Consider the following 14,915-nt stretch of genomic DNA (forward strand, 5'->3'; position numbering starts at 1 on the left):
CAAAAACCACGACGTCATCGGCATCGAGACCTTGCAGGTGAAGAACATGCAGAAGAATCGCAAGTTAAGCAAGTCGATCTCGGAGGTCAGTTGGTCGGAGTTCTTCCGCATGCTCGGATACAAGGCGGAATGGTACGGGAAGACCGTCGTGAAAGTCGGAAAGACCTTCGCCTCTAGTCAACTGTGCTCCCGTTGCGGACATCAACACAAAGACGTGAAGCATCTTGGCTTGCGTGAATGGACATGCCCGAGTTGCGGGATCCATCACGACCGTGATGTGAACGCAGGACTGAACATCAAACAAGAAGCTGAACGCATCCTAGCTTCTTCAACCGTCGGGACGACGGGGTTAGCCTGATCAATTTTCGACCGTTAGGTCGGATCACTCAGGAATCCTCCACCTCTAAGCGAAGCGTAGGTGGAGGTAGTTCAATTGGAAAAAGTCGCGTACAGCTCGCGCGGGCAATGGCAAGCAGATTTAGAAAAATCCTACCGTGACTTTCAGCGCTTGAATGGACGGATCATCAAACAGTATGGACTTACAAACGAACCCCTGACGATTCCAGCATTTGAAATCGACGGGTATGCTAAAAACCATCTGCCGACACTCATCGCGGAATTAGAAGCCGACTTTCAACACGATGTAACGCTATCACGAGAACCACTAGAGGTATATGCCGATGATGATTCCGAAATCATCCAGTACATCGAACAATCCGTGTCACGGTGCCTGGAACGATTGCCGGAAGTGATTAAAACGAACAGAACGTTGCACGACAAAAATATTTATTAATTTCAATTACCGTAATACTTTTATAACAATAATTAAACAAGCAACAAGTATATTTAAAGCACTTTTCTCCTACAAGTTAAACAATCATGAATTACATCAAAAAACAGCTAAGGTGCTTTCTACCGTAGCTGTTTTTTCCAATTCCTCCGAAGGAGTGATGTCGTGTTCATGACAATTGTTTTTGTGCTGATTTATCGGCATACATTGCGGAATCAGCTTGTGCGATGAGCTGCTCAATGTCGTCTGCAGCACCCATCGCGAGACCAGAGGCAATCGCAATTTGGGACGCAGCCATCTCAGTATGAATAGCTGAGCGAACTGCCTCCATTTCGTCACACGACAAGTGCGATTCGATGATTGCAAATTCATCACCACCAATGCGGTAGACGTTTTGACTGTGATTTTTCAAAATCGTAGCCGTCGTTTTGAGTAGACCATCTCCAGCGGCATGACCGTGATGATCATTTTGAATCTTCAAGTCGTTTAAATCGAATAACAGAACGCCGAGTGGAACATGTTCGCACGTCACGAGTTCCCGTACCATAGTATCAAATTGATATCGGTTATAGAGTCCTGTCAAAGCATCGGTCCGACAGCGTTGTTCCAGATTTTGCTTTTCAGAGATCGCCCGTTCGACATTGCGAATGATTCCCTGAATAGCGACGAGCTGTCCATTCTCATAAATCGGGGTCGAGTATTCTTCGAACCAAATATAATGTCCTTCGTTCGTCCGCCACCGTTGCAAAAAGGGTGTCTCGTAATTTCCTGTTCCCGATGCTTTTGCGACGAGAAGATCGAAGTCTTCCGGATGAACCCGTTCGAAGCAGACAGCGGGGTCGGCGTAACTCGCAGCGACGATGCCTTCACCGAGATGTTCGTCAAGCGACGGACTGATGTAGCGAAAACGTTGAATGGGTTTTACTTCGAACACATAGACGATATCTTTCGTATGGTGGCCAATCAGTTCGACTGATGGTGGGGGAGTAGCGTTTGATTTTTTGAGTTTCATGAAGCCAAGCGTCATAAGAATACCGATACCGATTCCTAAAATAAGCATGCAAGGTCACCTTCTTCTAATCTGTATGCCCTATATCGTACCATGTAATTTGCAAATTTTTTACTTTTTTATGTGTAAATGGGGATTTAAATAATTAGTAGATGAAACGTTAGTTTTAATCACTCTCTTTTGAAAGAAGACTTGTTTTCAAACAAAATGGAAACACGTGACTCTTTCCAGACTTTTTCGGGTATGGTCTTGATAGGAACTACTTGCAATATACGAGGAATTGAACGGGTTGCAATCTGCTTTAAACAAGAAGCTGCTTCATCCTTTCCGCGTGCATCTACGGACAATCGACTGTCCGAATTGCAGACAACACTTTTTAAAGGAGAGAATGAAATGGGACATGACCACGGGCACGACCATGCACACACTGGAAACAAACGTGTATTATTGATTGCTTTTTCCATCATCACACTATTTATGATCGTTGAAGTGATTGGCGGATACTTGACGAATAGTTTGGCACTTCTCGCTGACGCCGGACATATGTTAAGTGACTCGGCGTCACTCGCGATTTCGCTCGTCGCGTTTAAGCTCGGGGAACGGGCAGCGAGCGGCAGTAAGACGTTTGGATACAGACGTTTCGAAATCCTGGCTGCCGTCATCAACGGTGTCGCCTTAATCGGGATTTCGCTCTATATCTTTTATGAAGCGATTCGTCGTTTTACAGAGCCGACGTCGATTGCCTCGACAGGGATGCTGATCGTCAGTGTCATCGGTCTTCTCGTCAATCTGCTTGTCGCTTGGATCATGTTACGTGGTGGGGACGTCAAAGAAAACCTGAACATGAAAGGTGCCTATCTCCATGTCTTGAGTGACACGCTCGGCTCGATTGGTGCGATCGCCGCAGCCTTGCTCATCATGTTTTTCGGTTGGAACTGGGCCGATCCGCTCGCAAGTATCATCGTAGCGCTGCTCGTCTTACGAAGTGGTTACTTCGTGACGAAATCAGCCGTCAATATTTTGATGGAAGGTGTCCCTGAGAACGTCAATCTCGAAGAAATCACCGCGACGATTCAAGGGACAGAGGGTGTCAACGACGTCCATGACTTACATGTCTGGGCGATCACGAGTGGATTGAATGCCCTGTCGTGTCACGTCGTCACGGACGGGGACATGTCGATTGCTGAAGGGGAGGCGTTACTTCAGGAAATCAAGCATAAGCTTGAAGATCAACATATCCATCATGCGACGATTCAAATCGAGACTGCCAATCACGAGCATAGTGATGCCTTACTTTGTGAACTCGAGGGGAGTGCCGCACCTCATTCGCATCACCATTAATTAAATGAAACAACATCATGCATCGTTCACGACAGCTGTCCTTTTGTTTTAAAGGAGTTGATTAAATAATGGATCATCATTATTCGCCGAGTGAATTTAAAGATAAGATGTATGCCGATTTAAAAGTAACACCGAGCGACTCCGTTATTCTCATGTGTTCAATCTTCATTGCCTCAATCGGTCTGAACATGAACTCCATTCCAATCATCATCGGCGCGATGCTCGTCTCGCCGTTGATGACCCCTATTTTAGGTGTCGGATTTGCATTATCCGTATCCGATTTAACACTCCTCAAACGTGCGACGAAATTATTGATTGTCCAAGTGTCCGTCAGTCTGATTGTGGCAACGTTATACTTTTCCATTTCACCCATCACGTATGCAAGTAATGAGATCATTGCAAGAACGTCACCGACGATTTGGGATGTCGTGATTGCGTTTGCCGGCGGGACGGCAGGCATCATCGGTGCGCGAAAAAAAGTCAGCAATAACATCGTCCCCGGTGTCGCGATTGCGACCGCTTTAATGCCGCCTCTTTGTACGGTCGGCTATTCGATTGCGACGATGAATTTGGACTATTTTTTAGGATCGAGTTATTTATTCGTCATCAATTGCGGCTTCATCACGATTGCGACGTTCATCGGTATTCGGTTCATGGGCATTGCTTCTGCAGTGAATGCTAATAAACGTCAAAACCCTCGCATTAACATTGCACTTGCCGTCCTGTCCATCCTGATTACGATCCCCAGTATTTTTTCTGCCGTGACGTTAGTCCAGGAGAGTGTCATCAGTACCGGGATCACGTCGTTAATCGATGAGCAGTTCGCGGAAAACGTGGTGATTGACCAGTCCTATGATGAACAAAAAGAACAATTGACGGTGACGGTCACCGGGAAACGCCTGTCTCAAGAAGAGGTGACGGCAATCGAATCGAGCTTACCTGACTATGGATTAGCGGATACAGACTTGGTGATCAATCAGGTCCCGGACATCAACGCCTTGACGGGCGAACAAGCAGCAGCCGTCCTGAACCGTTATCTCGAAGAACGGTTGCGTCAATCCAGCTGGTTCAGCAACCGGTCATTCAATCTTGATGAACTTCCATTCCAATTAAAGGACTGATTCGATGATTGCCTTTTTCATATTGATGCGAAACATGTTTCATGTCGTCCGAATCCTGTTTCGCCAAGAAGAACAGAAAGCGGTCATGTTTTCCGTCGTCTTCTTACTCGCGGTCGGAATGTTCTTCTATCATAGCGTCGAAAAATTGACGTATCTCGATTCCGTCTACTTAGCGGTCATGACATTGACGACGGTCGGCTATGGTGACGTTCATCCGATCACGCCACTCGGAAAAATCTTTTCGATGGTCTACGTGTTGCTTGGCATCGGGGTCCTCAGTGCCGTCATTGCCAACTTCAATCGGGCGTTAAAAGAATTTCATCAAACGAAACGGAAGCCGAAATGAGGTCTAAAGGAGGAGGGGAATGATGTGAAGTTCAATCTGGTTTTTATCTTCTACAGTTGCTTACTCGGGATTCTCGTCGGTGTAGTCGCGTCACTTTTTTTAGGAGTCGTCAACGCATTGATTCATCTCGTGTGGACGACATTACCGGAAACGTTTGACAGCACCTGGTACCCGCTTTGGATGGGAGCGACGGGTGGGGTGTTGATTGGACTGTTCCAGAAATACATCGGGGATTATCCGAAGACGATGCACGAAACGTTACATGAATTTCAGGAAACCGGACGTGTTACGTATGAAGGGGCGATTATCAAAAACAGTAGCGCGGCATTACTTGTCTTGACGTTCGGGGCAAGTCTTGGTCCGGAAGCGGCACTCGTCAGTATTTTGGGAGGCTTGATGACGTGGATCGGCGACCGGATGACGTGGACGATTCATAAAAAGGAACAATTGCTTGAACTCGGGATCGGGGCGATGTTAGCGACGATATTTTATGCACCGTTCGTCGGTGTCAGTGAAGCGATCGAAGAGGGAATCGCAGAACGTCGTTTTCAATCAAAACTGACGAAAGCCCTCTTGTACGGGATTACGACAGCATGCGGGATTTTAGCGTTTACGTTGTTGAACCGTCTTTTCCCGAGTGCTTCCGTATTCGGTATCAGTACCCCAGAAGTCAATTGGACGCGGGAAGTCTTTTACTTCTTAGTCCCGGCAATCCTCATCGGGGCAGGTTTCGGAGCAGTGTTTCTTCTTCTTGGTCGATGGACGGACCAGCTTGCAATCAAATATCCATCACCGCTTGGACTCGCAATCAGCGCCGGACTCGCCATCGGTTTGTTTGGTATCTGGTCACCGTATTTTTTATTTTCCGGTGAACATGAACTATTAGACTTTTCAAAAGAAGCGCTCGATCAATCCATTCTCTTTTTAGTCTTGCTTGCGCTCGGAAAAGCTTTGCTGACGAATCTCTGTTTTTCATTCGGATGGCGGGGCGGGAAAATCTTTCCGGCGATTTTCTCGAGTACCTCCATCGGCTTCGCGTTTGCTGTCTCGTTTCCGTATACACCCGGACTACTCGTCGCCGTCGCCGTTGCTGCGAGCTGTACCGTCATTTTGAAACAACCTTTCGTCACGGCGACGTTGTTATTATTTTTGTTCCCACTTCAATTCTTCCCGTTCATCTTATTCGTCGCAATCTTGATTAAACAAATCTCGATTCGAATCGAAGGAAGTATCAAGTAAACGTCAGACGAGTCATGCGGTCCTTGATTTCTTCAATCAATCTCTTTTCCTGCTCCAGCAACGAATCACGAGCACAGAAAGCACGACGAACACGACCATCCAGGAGACGTGTTTCATGGCAAATGTGGCAACGAGATCCCAGCGTTCCTTTAGATAGTAACCGCTCGTCATGAAGAGCAAGGACCAGACCGTAAAAGACAGTGCCGTTGAAAGTAAAAATGTCGTCAAGCGAATCCGGACCGTCCCGGCACCAAACGCAAAAACCGTTTTCCAGAGCGGGGACAAGAGCAGGTACCAGCCACCATACTGGCGTAAGTTGTGTTCGGCGCGTTGCAAACGGTCCGGACGTACGTGAAGCCACTTCGTCAGCACATGCAGCAGCCGTTCACCGCCGAAGTAGCCGAGACCATACAAAACGAGTTGCGACAGGACGAATCCGATGACGCCCGTCGCAAGCATCAAAACGTAGGAGAGCTGATTCGTCGCCACTAAAAAGCCGGCATAACTCATGATCAGTTCGGTCGGGATAAAGTGGGCGAACAGGGCGAGAAAGACACCGAGATACCCATACTGGTCCATCCAGATTTGCCAGTTTGTCATGTCATTTCTCCTTTCGAAGTCGTGTAGCGGCAGCCCGCACCAGAAGTTTACCGAATCGTTACACGCCCTTCATAAATGAAACGGTCGACATCTCCGATAGACTCGACGAGGAGATGATACGCCATGAGACCTAGAAAAAGAAAACCATTGCTGAGTGAACAATTGAACGGGTGGTTAATTCCGTTAGTCGGAATCGGCTTACTGACGATTAGTTTACTGAGCGTCTATGAAGTATATCAGACATCGACGAAGTCAGTGACGGAACGGCTCGAACGGGAGTTAACGATGCTCGATACAAGCGTCAAAGCGATTGCGCTGACCTATCCGGAAGCGAATAAAGCGCGGAATCAAGCGGTGAAACGGACGAAAAATCAACAGTTGGCGGATCTTGCGCAAGATGATTATGAAGCTGCGTTCGAAACGTTCCGTACGAAAGATCAGGTTTTCCCGGCAATTGCATTAACGAACACCGAGCAAACCACCGTCCGGCGCGACTTAAACACGAAAACCGTCACGACGGTAACACATGGAGACCGGTTCATCCTGGCAAAAGCGATTCAGGAACTCGATACGATCGTCTTCTTATCGGTCGACCGGGATCAACTGATCGGTCCGGCCAAGGCACTGGCATTCGAACTCGGGACCTTAAGCCTCGCGGTCCTATTTTTCGTCAGTCTGCTAATCCGCTTCCGGATTAAACAACAGCTGGCCCCGTTATCCGTCCTCTCGCTGAAGATTGAAGAGGCCCACGCGAAACGGAACTATCGGCCGCTTTCACTTAAGACCACCACGTTTGAAGTCGAACAGTTAGTGTTCCAGTACAATCAATTGATGAACCAAATCACAAGCTTGACGGATGAACTGGGCAAAACGAGTAACCAGCTCAAACAGATGCAACCGGAATTCATGAGCCAGCTATCGGCAACCGAGGAGTCGGTGACGGCGATCTCAGAAGTCGCCACTTCCTTGAGCACCCATTCACGGGAAGTGGAATCTGTCGTCGAAGAAACGAATCAACTCCTGCACACCTCCTCGTTAGCGTTAGAACGGATGAATCAATCACTACAAGAGAGTCAACGGACGCTCGTCCAGTTCCAGTCGGAGATCGTACAGGAAGAAACCATTCTTGATGCGTTGAAAATCAGAACGCAGACGTTACATATGTCGTCCGATGTTGTCTTGCGGTCACTACACAGCACACGTGAAAAAAATGATTCGATGAACCACTCCATTCAGCAGATTCAACGCGTCGCTGAGGCGACACGACGGTTATCGCTTAATGCCTTGATAGAAGCCTCGCGCGCCGGTGAAGCGGGGCGTGGTTTCGCAATCGTCGCAAAAGAAGTCGAACTGCTATCGCTTGACGTGACGCACTTGATTCGGAGCATCAATCAAGCCAACGACGAATTGACAGCGAGTGTCACGACGATGGAAGGCGATTTAAGCCAGATGACGACCCACATCAATGACACGTTCCAACAGTTAGGTCAAGCGACGGACGGGATGACCCAGCTATTTTCCGGTTCATCCCGGATTGAAGAAGCATTACGACACGTCGAGCTGGAACGCCATGCTGTCAATACGGTGAATCCAGCAGTCGCCTCGCACCTCAAGACCATCCAGCACACCTTACTGACGTTACAAACGTACGGCAAGACGCTGGGTGATCAAATGAATGTGAACATCGCGCGGCAGGAACAGTTAAAACGTCATGGAGATACGATGCATCAACAGGTCCAACTCCTTGAACGAGCGATTGATGCAAGTGACCACACCTTGACTAGACGGTAAACAAAAAACCAAGACACACTCCAACGTAAGCACGGAGTAACTCTTGGTTTATCTCTGTTTCACGTCACAGCGTCAAGCAGCCGCGAAAGCCACGACTCGCATAATAGGAATCCGCTCCATTGTGATAGACGAATACCGTATCATACCGGCGATCGCAATAAAGCGCACCTCCTTGGTCACGAATCGATGATGGCGTTGCAATCCAACTTGATGTTTTGAGGTCCATCGGTTCGAGTGCTTGCAGCATTCGGTATTGCGCTTCTGTCAACAAGCTGACCCCCATCTCGGTTGCCAGTTCGAGCGCACTCGTCGCAGGTGAATTTTTTTTACGCTTCTCGCGGGCAGCCTGGTCATAACAGCAACTGCGGCGACCCGTCGGACTTTCCTTGACGCAATCAAAAAAGGTTAAGTCATCGGGTGCGTCCGGGTCCGTGACGAGATCCGGTTCACCACCGGTCTGTTCCATTCGTTTGAGAACCGCTAAGGCATCAGGCTGTTCCTGTAAGCGTCTTTCGACATTAGCCCAGTCGACATTCGGGTGCCGGTGCATCTGTTCTTTGAAGCGGGTTTCAAGTTGTTTCAGTAATGTCTGTTTTTCTTCCGTTGCAGTCATGGGGAGTACCTCCATTCTTCATCTACTCGTTACAGTCAGTATACCCACTTTCACTGTAAGATATGAAAAATCCGTGTTTCCTGTCACTTCGGAAGGAAACACGGATTTGATTAACAGCTCTCTAGTCATTGCTCCAAATAGCGGTAGAGCGTACTTTTGCTAATCCCCGTTTCTTGACGGATTTCAGCGAGGTTGTACTGTTTGCTTTGATACATTTCGATTGCCCGTTTGACATTGGCATCTGCTTTACGCGGGCGGCCCGTCTGTTTCCCGTCCGCCTTCGCTTTCGTCAACCCTTGGCGTGTCGTCATACTGACGACATCGCTTTGGAGGGCGACAAGATGTTCGACGAGTTCTCGAAACGAGTGCGTGAGCGGTTCGCGGGTATCGATTTGTTCCCGGATCGTCACGAGGTATGCTTGCTTTTGTTCGATTTGTTCAAGCAATTCAATCAAATGGCGCGATGAGTCAGCCAAGACATAAAGTTGCGAGACGACAACCACATCCCCCGTCGCCAGTGAAGCGATTAACTGTTCGAGCGCTTCCCGTCGTTTGGACGAAGCGTGTTCTTCGATGACTTGGCGTTCGGGTTTGAAGGCTTGAACGGCTTCCATTTGAAGGATACATTCCGGATCTTCATAAAACGGACGCATATAACTGATAATCATAAAATTCTCCTCACATCGTACACTAGTCGTAAAATCAATCGTCCCAAAACAGTTCCATTATGATACTTTAAGTGGTACGCTTAACGGACATTCAACGAAACCATCCATTCGGGCCCCCCTTAGTATACGGGAAACCTTGTAGGGGTGGAAGGAAAGGTGGAACGAAAATGATGAATTTGACACTCCGGGAACAGTGGTTCTCAAACATCCGCGGTGATATTTTAGCGGGAATCGTCGTCGCCCTCGCATTGATTCCGGAAGCGATCGCCTTCTCGATCATTGCCGGTGTCGATCCGATGGTTGGCTTGTATGCCTCGTTCTGTATCGCCGTCATCATCGCTTTCGTCGGCGGACGTCCGGGAATGATATCAGCAGCGACCGGTGCGATGGCACTCCTGATGGTCCCGCTCGTCAAGGAACACGGACTGGATTATCTATTAGCGGCAACGATTTTAACCGGTGTCATTCAACTCGTATTCGGTATCTTGAAGGTTGCCCGCTTCATGCGGTTCATCCCGAGAGCCGTCATGATTGGTTTCGTCAACGCACTGGCAATCTTGATTTTTATGGCACAAGTCCCGCACTTCGTCGGGATTTCAACGTTGACGTATGTCATTGTCGGTATCACACTCGCCATCATCTATTTGTTGCCGCGCTTGTTCAACGCGGTTCCGGCACCACTCGTTGCCATCATCGTCTTGACGGGACTGACGATTTACTTCGGCTTCGACTTACGGACGGTCGGAGACCTTGGAACGATCGAGCGGTCATTGCCATCGTTCTTCTTACCGGACGTTCCGCTCACATTCGAGACGCTCGGCATCATCTTCCCGTACGCACTCGCCTTGTCGATCGTCGGATTGCTCGAATCGTTGCTGACAGCAACGATTGTCGACGACATGACGGGAACGGAGAGCGAAAAGAACCGCGAAGCACGGGGGCAGGGGATTGCGAACTTCGTCACCGGTTTTTTCGGAGGGATGGCTGGATGTGCGATGATCGGACAATCCGTCATCAATGTTAAATCCGGAGGACGTGGTCGACTTTCGACGCTCGTCGCGGGACTGTTCTTAATGTTCTTAATCATCGTCCTCGGCAACTGGGTCATTCAAATTCCGATGCCGGTTCTTGTCGGGATTATGATCATGGTTTCAATCGGAACATTTGATTGGTCGTCCTTCACCTATATCCGAAAGGCGCCGAAAGCCGATGCAATCGTTATGTTGACGACGGTCATCACGGTCGTCGCAACACATGATTTATCAATCGGAGTCATCACTGGAGTCATCTTGAGCGCCTTGTTCTTTGTCGCGAAAGTCTCAAAAATCAACGTCATCAAGCGACAGGAGAAGGATCAGACGATTTATACCGTCCAGGGACCACTCTTCTTCGCTTCCGTCGATCACTTCATCGCATCTTTTGATTATGAGGTCCACGATACTGTGATCATCATCGATTTCTCATCGACACAAATTTGGGATGATTCAGGAGTCGGTGCCATCGACAAGGTAATGTTACGCTTGATGTCGAATCAGAATAGTATCACGATCCTTGGATTGAATCCGGAAAGTAAACGTCTCGTCGATCGCTTGGCGATTCATAACCGACCGGATTCGAAGTCCTCACCCCATTAACCTGAAGGAGTGATTTGTATGTACAATCATATTCTATTAGCCGTCGACGGTTCTGACCATTCTGTCCGTGCAGCGGAAGAGGCGATTAAACTCGCACGCTTGAACGAATCGAGCAAGATTGAGGTCGTCTTCGTCGCGGACTTCGCGAAAGCACGCGAAGAAGTCTTGCATTCGGAGGGGAGCGGAGCGCTAGAAGTCGCACGGCGACGAAAGCTCGGACCGGTCGAAGAAAAGCTCGAAGCGGCAGGGGTGTCCTATTACGTTACAATCCTCCGCGGGGAACCGGGGCCGGCCATTGTCGAGCATGCGAATCAGCAGCCGACGGATATGACGATCATCGGTAGCCGCGGGTTGAACTCGCTTCAGGAAATGGTCCTCGGCAGCGTCAGCCATAAAGTCGCGAAACGCGTTAAAAGCCCCGTCATGATCGTCAAATGACCGGACGAGGGGGCTGTCTCAAAAGTGATGCTCTACAGATGCTTCAGACCACTTTGTTGCCGTTGCAACAGTGTGGTCTATTTTTGATTTTAAAGGCGAGTCCGGGTGTCAATTTGCCGATACGGTAAAGTACGAAGGCCCCAGTCAACAGAATCGGATACGTCGATTCGTCGTAATAGAAGAGCGGAACCGGTTCATCCGGTTCTACTGAAAATAAGGACAACAGGTCTAGTTCTTCAGGAAACGACTTCACTAAAATCCACTCCTTTGGTAAAATGAACTGACTTTCATATCATACAGTATTTTACAAAAGAGGGTACAGTGAAGGAAGCAATCGTAACGAAGGAGGACAACACGTGGGATACATAACAGAATTAAGAAAATTCATCGGCAGTCGACCGATTATCAGCGTCGGTGCGACAATCCTTGTCATCAATGAGCAAGGACAACTTTTGTTCCAACACCGTTCCGATACAAACGATTGGGGATTACCGGGGGGCTCGATGGAACTCGGAGAAACAGTAGAAGAAGTCGCAATCCGGGAATTATATGAAGAAACGGGACTTGTGACGGACAAGGTCAAACTCATTGGTGTCTTTTCCGGACCACGCTACCAGTTCACATATCCGAACGGAGACCAGACGGATAGTGTAATCAACCTGTTCCACGCGCACGAAGTCACGGGGACATTACAAATCAATGATGACGAAAGTTTTGACTTGGCATACTTCAGTCAAGATGCGCTCCCGGAAAAAATCGAAAAACGGGCACATGCCTTACTGGAGGAGTTAGGTACTACGATTTGGGCATTACATCACTCTTTTGAAGTAAAGGATTAAACCAAGCATGACAAAAAAAGCGCCCGACGTCCTTTTGAACAGGACGTCGGGCGTTATCTGTTACTTCGAGACAACTGAAATGCGTTCTTTATCATGGCGGTTGTGTTCGACCTCGTCCGCAATTGCGACGGCATAATCGGCGTAACTGATGTAACTGTCACCTGCTGCATTGACAGTCAAGACATCTGAAGCGAGTTGGTACGTTCCTGTCCGTTCACCTTCCGGATCGAAGAAGGCTGCCGGACTGACGAACGTCCAGTGTAAATCGGTCGTCTGTTCCAAATCAATCAGGTTAAGCGTCTGACTTTTCGCCGTCGGAAGGTATGCTTCCGGGAAATCCGGTGTATCTGCTAAGCGTGTCGTCTGTTCCCGGTCGACGAACAGGCTGCCGGCGCCACCGACGACGATTAAACGCGTTGCCGTTCCTGACAATGCCTCCATCAAATGGCGACCGAGTTCGACATGCTGCAGTTCATCTCCAGGCGCCGCGCCAAAGGCATTGATGACGACATCGAATCCCGACAGGTCGTCCTTCGTCAATGCAAACGCGTCTTTTTCGAGGACGGAGTCGTGCGTCGTCCGGGTTACATTTCGGACGATTGCCGTCAAGGCATGACCTCTTTCTGCTAATTCTTTTAAAATGGTTCGTCCTGCTTTCCCACTTGCACCGATGATCGCAACTTTCATCTCACATCTCCTCCTTTTAAGTTTATGTAGCATGACAATTGTAATCATTTTAGTTACAAAAATTTATTCTGTCAAGGAAATTGACAAAAAAACATCCCCTCACTAAACTGAAGATATTGGTGGTGAAAACAATGATCAATAGTCGACTAGCGGTCGCAGTGCATATACTCGCTTTAATCAGTTCAAGTGAAGAACAACCGATGTCTTCCGAAATCATTGCCGGGAGTGTCAATACGAACCCTGTCGTCATCCGTCGCCTGACCGGTCTCCTGCGAAAAGCAGGACTGCTCAAGACACAGGCGGGACGGACCGGTGCAATCCTGACACTAAAGCCGGAAGATATCACATTGCTGATGGTCTATCGTGCTGTTGAGCCGAAAGAAGACTTATTCATGATGCATGAGTCCCCGAATCCGAATTGTCCGATCGGCCGCGAGATTCAAGGCGCGCTCGAGACGACGTTCAGCCGGGCTCAACAGGCGTTAGAAGCAGAACTCGCAGCAGAAACGTTAGCTGATGTCGTCCATCGTCTCATTCCGAGATGATGGTGGTCGTGTCTGGATTTGTAAACGGATTCAAAGGAGGATAAACGATGCGCTTAGTCAGTTACTCTGCTGTGAGTGTCCTTTTATCGTTTTTATGTTTTACGGGTTATGCGCTGTTAAACAACTTAGAAAATGAATTTCTTTATCAATTTGGAACGTTTGCCGTGACACTTTTTTCATTTTTGTTCGGGATTCCCATGTTATGGATTGCCGGGCGGTACCCTTTACCGTTACGTCTCCTGATTTATCTGACGACGTTGACCTTCGCCATTCTCTTGTTTATCGGTGGTTATCAAGCGTTTGGTCAATCATCCATCGATATCCAACTGAACGTGCTCGGAATCGTTCGCTTTGCCGTCATCGCCTGTCTGTTTTATGTGATTCCGTATGAAGTCTGTGCAAAACGGGTTAAACGTCCCTCTGTCTCGACGTAAAACGATCTTTTTTTAAAGGTCGTTTTTGTTTTGCAGGATTTTCCAAATATATCACGAATTCCATTCAGGACAAGATGAATTTAAGGAGGAAATCAGATGAAGGATACATTTCAGTGTCAGGACATCGGTAAATCATTTTCAGGGGACGGTATCGAAACGAAGGCACTTGACGCCGTCAATCTGACGCTCGACGCAGGTGATTTCATCTCCATCATCGGACCGTCTGGATCAGGAAAATCGACATTACTCAGTCTGATCGGGACACTTGATCGACCGACGACAGGGCAGTTATTGTATGGCGACCGCCCAATCAATCAGTTGAAGAGTAAAGAACTGTCTGATTTCCGGTTCGAGAACGTCGGATTTATCTTCCAACAGTTTCATTTGATTCCGACGTTGACGGCACTTGAAAATGTGATGGCTCCATTGTTCGGACGAAAAGTTTCCTATGATAAGAAGGAGCGGGCACTTGCCTTACTCGACCAAGTCGGTCTTGCAGAAAAAGCCAGCTCGTTGCCGTCCCAGCTTTCCGGGGGACAACAACAACGTGTCGCCGTCGCCCGGGCACTCGTCCATGAGCCGAAGTGGCTCCTCGCGGATGAACCGACGGGGAACCTCGATACGGAAACCGGGGAAATCATCTTTCAACTTTTAAAACGGTTGAACGCTGAAAAAGGATGTGGCGTTTTGTTCGTCACCCATGACCCGGAGCTTGCTGACCGCGCCAATCGAAAAATCGAGATGAAGGACGGACTCGTCATCGCGGACTCGCGACTCGTCACGGTCTGACGGAGCACCGATTTTGTTTTCGGACGGCTGA

19 protein-coding genes are annotated in these 14,915 nt (G+C 48.5%); 13 read left to right on the forward strand and 6 right to left on the reverse strand.

What is annotated here, in order from left to right; translation table 11 throughout:
* Together KNP88_RS00005 and KNP88_RS00010 are read left to right on the forward strand one after the other, a co-directional pair.
* Positions 1–358 (forward strand): RNA-guided endonuclease TnpB family protein (locus tag KNP88_RS00005; protein ID WP_214891765.1); only part of this gene is annotated, 358 nt, incomplete at its 5' end.
* Between the two features lie 75 nt (positions 359–433).
* Entirely contained in the window at positions 434–793 is a 360-nt protein-coding gene (locus KNP88_RS00010; RefSeq protein ID WP_214891767.1) for a hypothetical protein, read from the forward strand.
* 166 nt (positions 794–959) lie between these two features.
* Here the strand turns inward: KNP88_RS00010 and KNP88_RS00015 are convergent, their stop codons facing one another.
* Complete coding sequence (locus KNP88_RS00015; protein WP_214891769.1) at positions 960–1,850, reverse strand: GGDEF domain-containing protein; 891 nt, start codon at positions 1,848–1,850, stop codon at positions 960–962.
* A gap of 342 nt (positions 1,851–2,192) precedes the next feature.
* Here KNP88_RS00015 and KNP88_RS00020 point away from each other — a divergent pair, with 342 nt between their 5' ends.
* From KNP88_RS00020 to KNP88_RS00035, 4 genes are all read left to right on the forward strand, one after another.
* Entirely contained in the window at positions 2,193–3,140 is a 948-nt protein-coding gene (locus tag KNP88_RS00020) for a cation diffusion facilitator family transporter (RefSeq protein WP_214891772.1), read from the forward strand.
* Between the two features lie 68 nt (positions 3,141–3,208).
* A complete protein-coding gene (locus KNP88_RS00025; RefSeq protein WP_204251449.1) occupies positions 3,209–4,261 on the forward strand; it encodes a DUF389 domain-containing protein in 1,053 nt (350 codons plus the stop codon).
* 4 nt (positions 4,262–4,265) lie between these two features.
* On the forward strand, positions 4,266–4,607 hold the full coding sequence (locus KNP88_RS00030; protein ID WP_088837130.1) for a potassium channel family protein: 342 nt from the start codon (positions 4,266–4,268) through the stop codon (positions 4,605–4,607).
* Between the two features lie 24 nt (positions 4,608–4,631).
* Complete coding sequence (locus tag KNP88_RS00035; protein ID WP_214891774.1) at positions 4,632–5,846, forward strand: chloride channel protein; 1,215 nt, start codon at positions 4,632–4,634, stop codon at positions 5,844–5,846.
* Between the two features lie 36 nt (positions 5,847–5,882).
* Here the strand turns inward: KNP88_RS00035 and KNP88_RS00040 are convergent, their stop codons facing one another.
* Positions 5,883–6,446, reverse strand: coding sequence for a DedA family protein (locus KNP88_RS00040; protein ID WP_214891776.1), 564 nt, complete (start codon positions 6,444–6,446; stop codon positions 5,883–5,885).
* A 123-nt stretch (positions 6,447–6,569) separates the two neighbouring features.
* Between KNP88_RS00040 and KNP88_RS00045 the strand changes: the two genes are divergently transcribed.
* Positions 6,570–8,237, forward strand: a complete 1,668-nt coding sequence (locus tag KNP88_RS00045; RefSeq protein ID WP_214891778.1) for a methyl-accepting chemotaxis protein — start codon at positions 6,570–6,572, stop codon at positions 8,235–8,237.
* A 64-nt stretch (positions 8,238–8,301) separates the two neighbouring features.
* Here KNP88_RS00045 and KNP88_RS00050 read toward each other — a convergent pair whose 3' ends face one another.
* Both KNP88_RS00050 and KNP88_RS00055 read right to left on the reverse strand, forming a co-directional pair.
* The gene (locus KNP88_RS00050; RefSeq protein ID WP_214891780.1) at positions 8,302–8,850 is read right to left on the reverse strand and encodes a DUF4256 domain-containing protein; all 549 of its coding nucleotides are present in this window, start codon (positions 8,848–8,850) and stop codon (positions 8,302–8,304) included.
* Positions 8,851–8,975: 125 nt separating this feature from the next.
* On the reverse strand, positions 8,976–9,518 hold the full coding sequence (locus tag KNP88_RS00055) for a recombinase family protein (RefSeq protein WP_088837135.1): 543 nt from the start codon (positions 9,516–9,518) through the stop codon (positions 8,976–8,978).
* 170 nt (positions 9,519–9,688) lie between these two features.
* Here KNP88_RS00055 and KNP88_RS00060 point away from each other — a divergent pair, with 170 nt between their 5' ends.
* Both KNP88_RS00060 and KNP88_RS00065 read left to right on the forward strand, forming a co-directional pair.
* On the forward strand, positions 9,689–11,152 hold the full coding sequence (locus KNP88_RS00060; protein ID WP_214892253.1) for a SulP family inorganic anion transporter: 1,464 nt from the start codon (positions 9,689–9,691) through the stop codon (positions 11,150–11,152).
* 18 nt (positions 11,153–11,170) lie between these two features.
* The gene (locus KNP88_RS00065) at positions 11,171–11,590 is read left to right on the forward strand and encodes a universal stress protein (RefSeq protein ID WP_029330103.1); all 420 of its coding nucleotides are present in this window, start codon (positions 11,171–11,173) and stop codon (positions 11,588–11,590) included.
* A 43-nt stretch (positions 11,591–11,633) separates the two neighbouring features.
* Here the strand turns inward: KNP88_RS00065 and KNP88_RS00070 are convergent, their stop codons facing one another.
* Positions 11,634–11,843, reverse strand: a complete 210-nt coding sequence (locus tag KNP88_RS00070) for a hypothetical protein (RefSeq protein WP_214891782.1) — start codon at positions 11,841–11,843, stop codon at positions 11,634–11,636.
* Between the two features lie 103 nt (positions 11,844–11,946).
* Between KNP88_RS00070 and KNP88_RS00075 the strand changes: the two genes are divergently transcribed.
* Positions 11,947–12,429 (forward strand): NUDIX hydrolase, encoded by a 483-nt coding sequence (locus KNP88_RS00075; protein ID WP_214891783.1) that lies wholly within the window; start codon positions 11,947–11,949, stop codon positions 12,427–12,429.
* Positions 12,430–12,489: 60 nt separating this feature from the next.
* On the opposite strand, the gene KNP88_RS00080 is transcribed toward KNP88_RS00075, so the two are convergent.
* Positions 12,490–13,116 carry an NAD(P)-dependent oxidoreductase gene (locus tag KNP88_RS00080; protein ID WP_214811692.1) on the reverse strand — a complete coding sequence of 209 codons (627 nt, stop codon included), beginning with the start codon at positions 13,114–13,116 and terminating at the stop codon, positions 12,490–12,492.
* Positions 13,117–13,247: 131 nt separating this feature from the next.
* Between KNP88_RS00080 and KNP88_RS00085 the strand changes: the two genes are divergently transcribed.
* The 3 genes from KNP88_RS00085 to KNP88_RS00095 all read left to right on the forward strand — a co-directional run bounded on the left by KNP88_RS00085 (position 13,248) and on the right by KNP88_RS00095 (position 14,884).
* Positions 13,248–13,661 carry an Rrf2 family transcriptional regulator gene (locus tag KNP88_RS00085; RefSeq protein WP_088837142.1) on the forward strand — a complete coding sequence of 138 codons (414 nt, stop codon included), beginning with the start codon at positions 13,248–13,250 and terminating at the stop codon, positions 13,659–13,661.
* Positions 13,662–13,708: 47 nt separating this feature from the next.
* Entirely contained in the window at positions 13,709–14,095 is a 387-nt protein-coding gene (locus KNP88_RS00090; protein WP_088837143.1) for a hypothetical protein, read from the forward strand.
* A 96-nt stretch (positions 14,096–14,191) separates the two neighbouring features.
* A complete protein-coding gene (locus KNP88_RS00095; protein WP_214811694.1) occupies positions 14,192–14,884 on the forward strand; it encodes an ABC transporter ATP-binding protein in 693 nt (230 codons plus the stop codon).
* Positions 14,885–14,915: the final 31 nt, after the last annotated feature.

Origin of the sequence: Exiguobacterium sp. H66, assembly GCF_018618705.1 — a bacterium.
Taxonomy (GTDB): domain Bacteria; phylum Bacillota; class Bacilli; order Exiguobacteriales; family Exiguobacteriaceae; genus Exiguobacterium_A; species Exiguobacterium_A oxidotolerans.

What these genes read in the sequence shown, in the direction of transcription:
- KNP88_RS00015 (WP_214891769.1), bottom strand. Translation starts at nt 1,850, where the DNA reads ATGCTTATTTTAGGAATCGGTATCGGTATTCTTATGACGCTTGGCTTC.
- KNP88_RS00020 (WP_214891772.1), top strand. Translation starts at nt 2,193, where the DNA reads ATGGGACATGACCACGGGCACGACCATGCACACACTGGAAACAAACGT.
- KNP88_RS00025 (WP_204251449.1), top strand. Translation starts at nt 3,209, where the DNA reads ATGGATCATCATTATTCGCCGAGTGAATTTAAAGATAAGATGTATGCC.
- KNP88_RS00030 (WP_088837130.1), top strand. Translation starts at nt 4,266, where the DNA reads ATGATTGCCTTTTTCATATTGATGCGAAACATGTTTCATGTCGTCCGA.
- KNP88_RS00040 (WP_214891776.1), bottom strand. Translation starts at nt 6,446, where the DNA reads ATGACAAACTGGCAAATCTGGATGGACCAGTATGGGTATCTCGGTGTC.
- KNP88_RS00045 (WP_214891778.1), top strand. Translation starts at nt 6,570, where the DNA reads ATGAGACCTAGAAAAAGAAAACCATTGCTGAGTGAACAATTGAACGGG.
- KNP88_RS00050 (WP_214891780.1), bottom strand. Translation starts at nt 8,850, where the DNA reads ATGACTGCAACGGAAGAAAAACAGACATTACTGAAACAACTTGAAACC.
- KNP88_RS00055 (WP_088837135.1), bottom strand. Translation starts at nt 9,518, where the DNA reads ATGATTATCAGTTATATGCGTCCGTTTTATGAAGATCCGGAATGTATC.
- KNP88_RS00060 (WP_214892253.1), top strand. Translation starts at nt 9,689, where the DNA reads ATGAATTTGACACTCCGGGAACAGTGGTTCTCAAACATCCGCGGTGAT.
- KNP88_RS00065 (WP_029330103.1), top strand. Translation starts at nt 11,171, where the DNA reads ATGTACAATCATATTCTATTAGCCGTCGACGGTTCTGACCATTCTGTC.
- KNP88_RS00080 (WP_214811692.1), bottom strand. Translation starts at nt 13,116, where the DNA reads ATGAAAGTTGCGATCATCGGTGCAAGTGGGAAAGCAGGACGAACCATT.
- KNP88_RS00085 (WP_088837142.1), top strand. Translation starts at nt 13,248, where the DNA reads ATGATCAATAGTCGACTAGCGGTCGCAGTGCATATACTCGCTTTAATC.
- KNP88_RS00090 (WP_088837143.1), top strand. Translation starts at nt 13,709, where the DNA reads ATGCGCTTAGTCAGTTACTCTGCTGTGAGTGTCCTTTTATCGTTTTTA.
- KNP88_RS00095 (WP_214811694.1), top strand. Translation starts at nt 14,192, where the DNA reads ATGAAGGATACATTTCAGTGTCAGGACATCGGTAAATCATTTTCAGGG.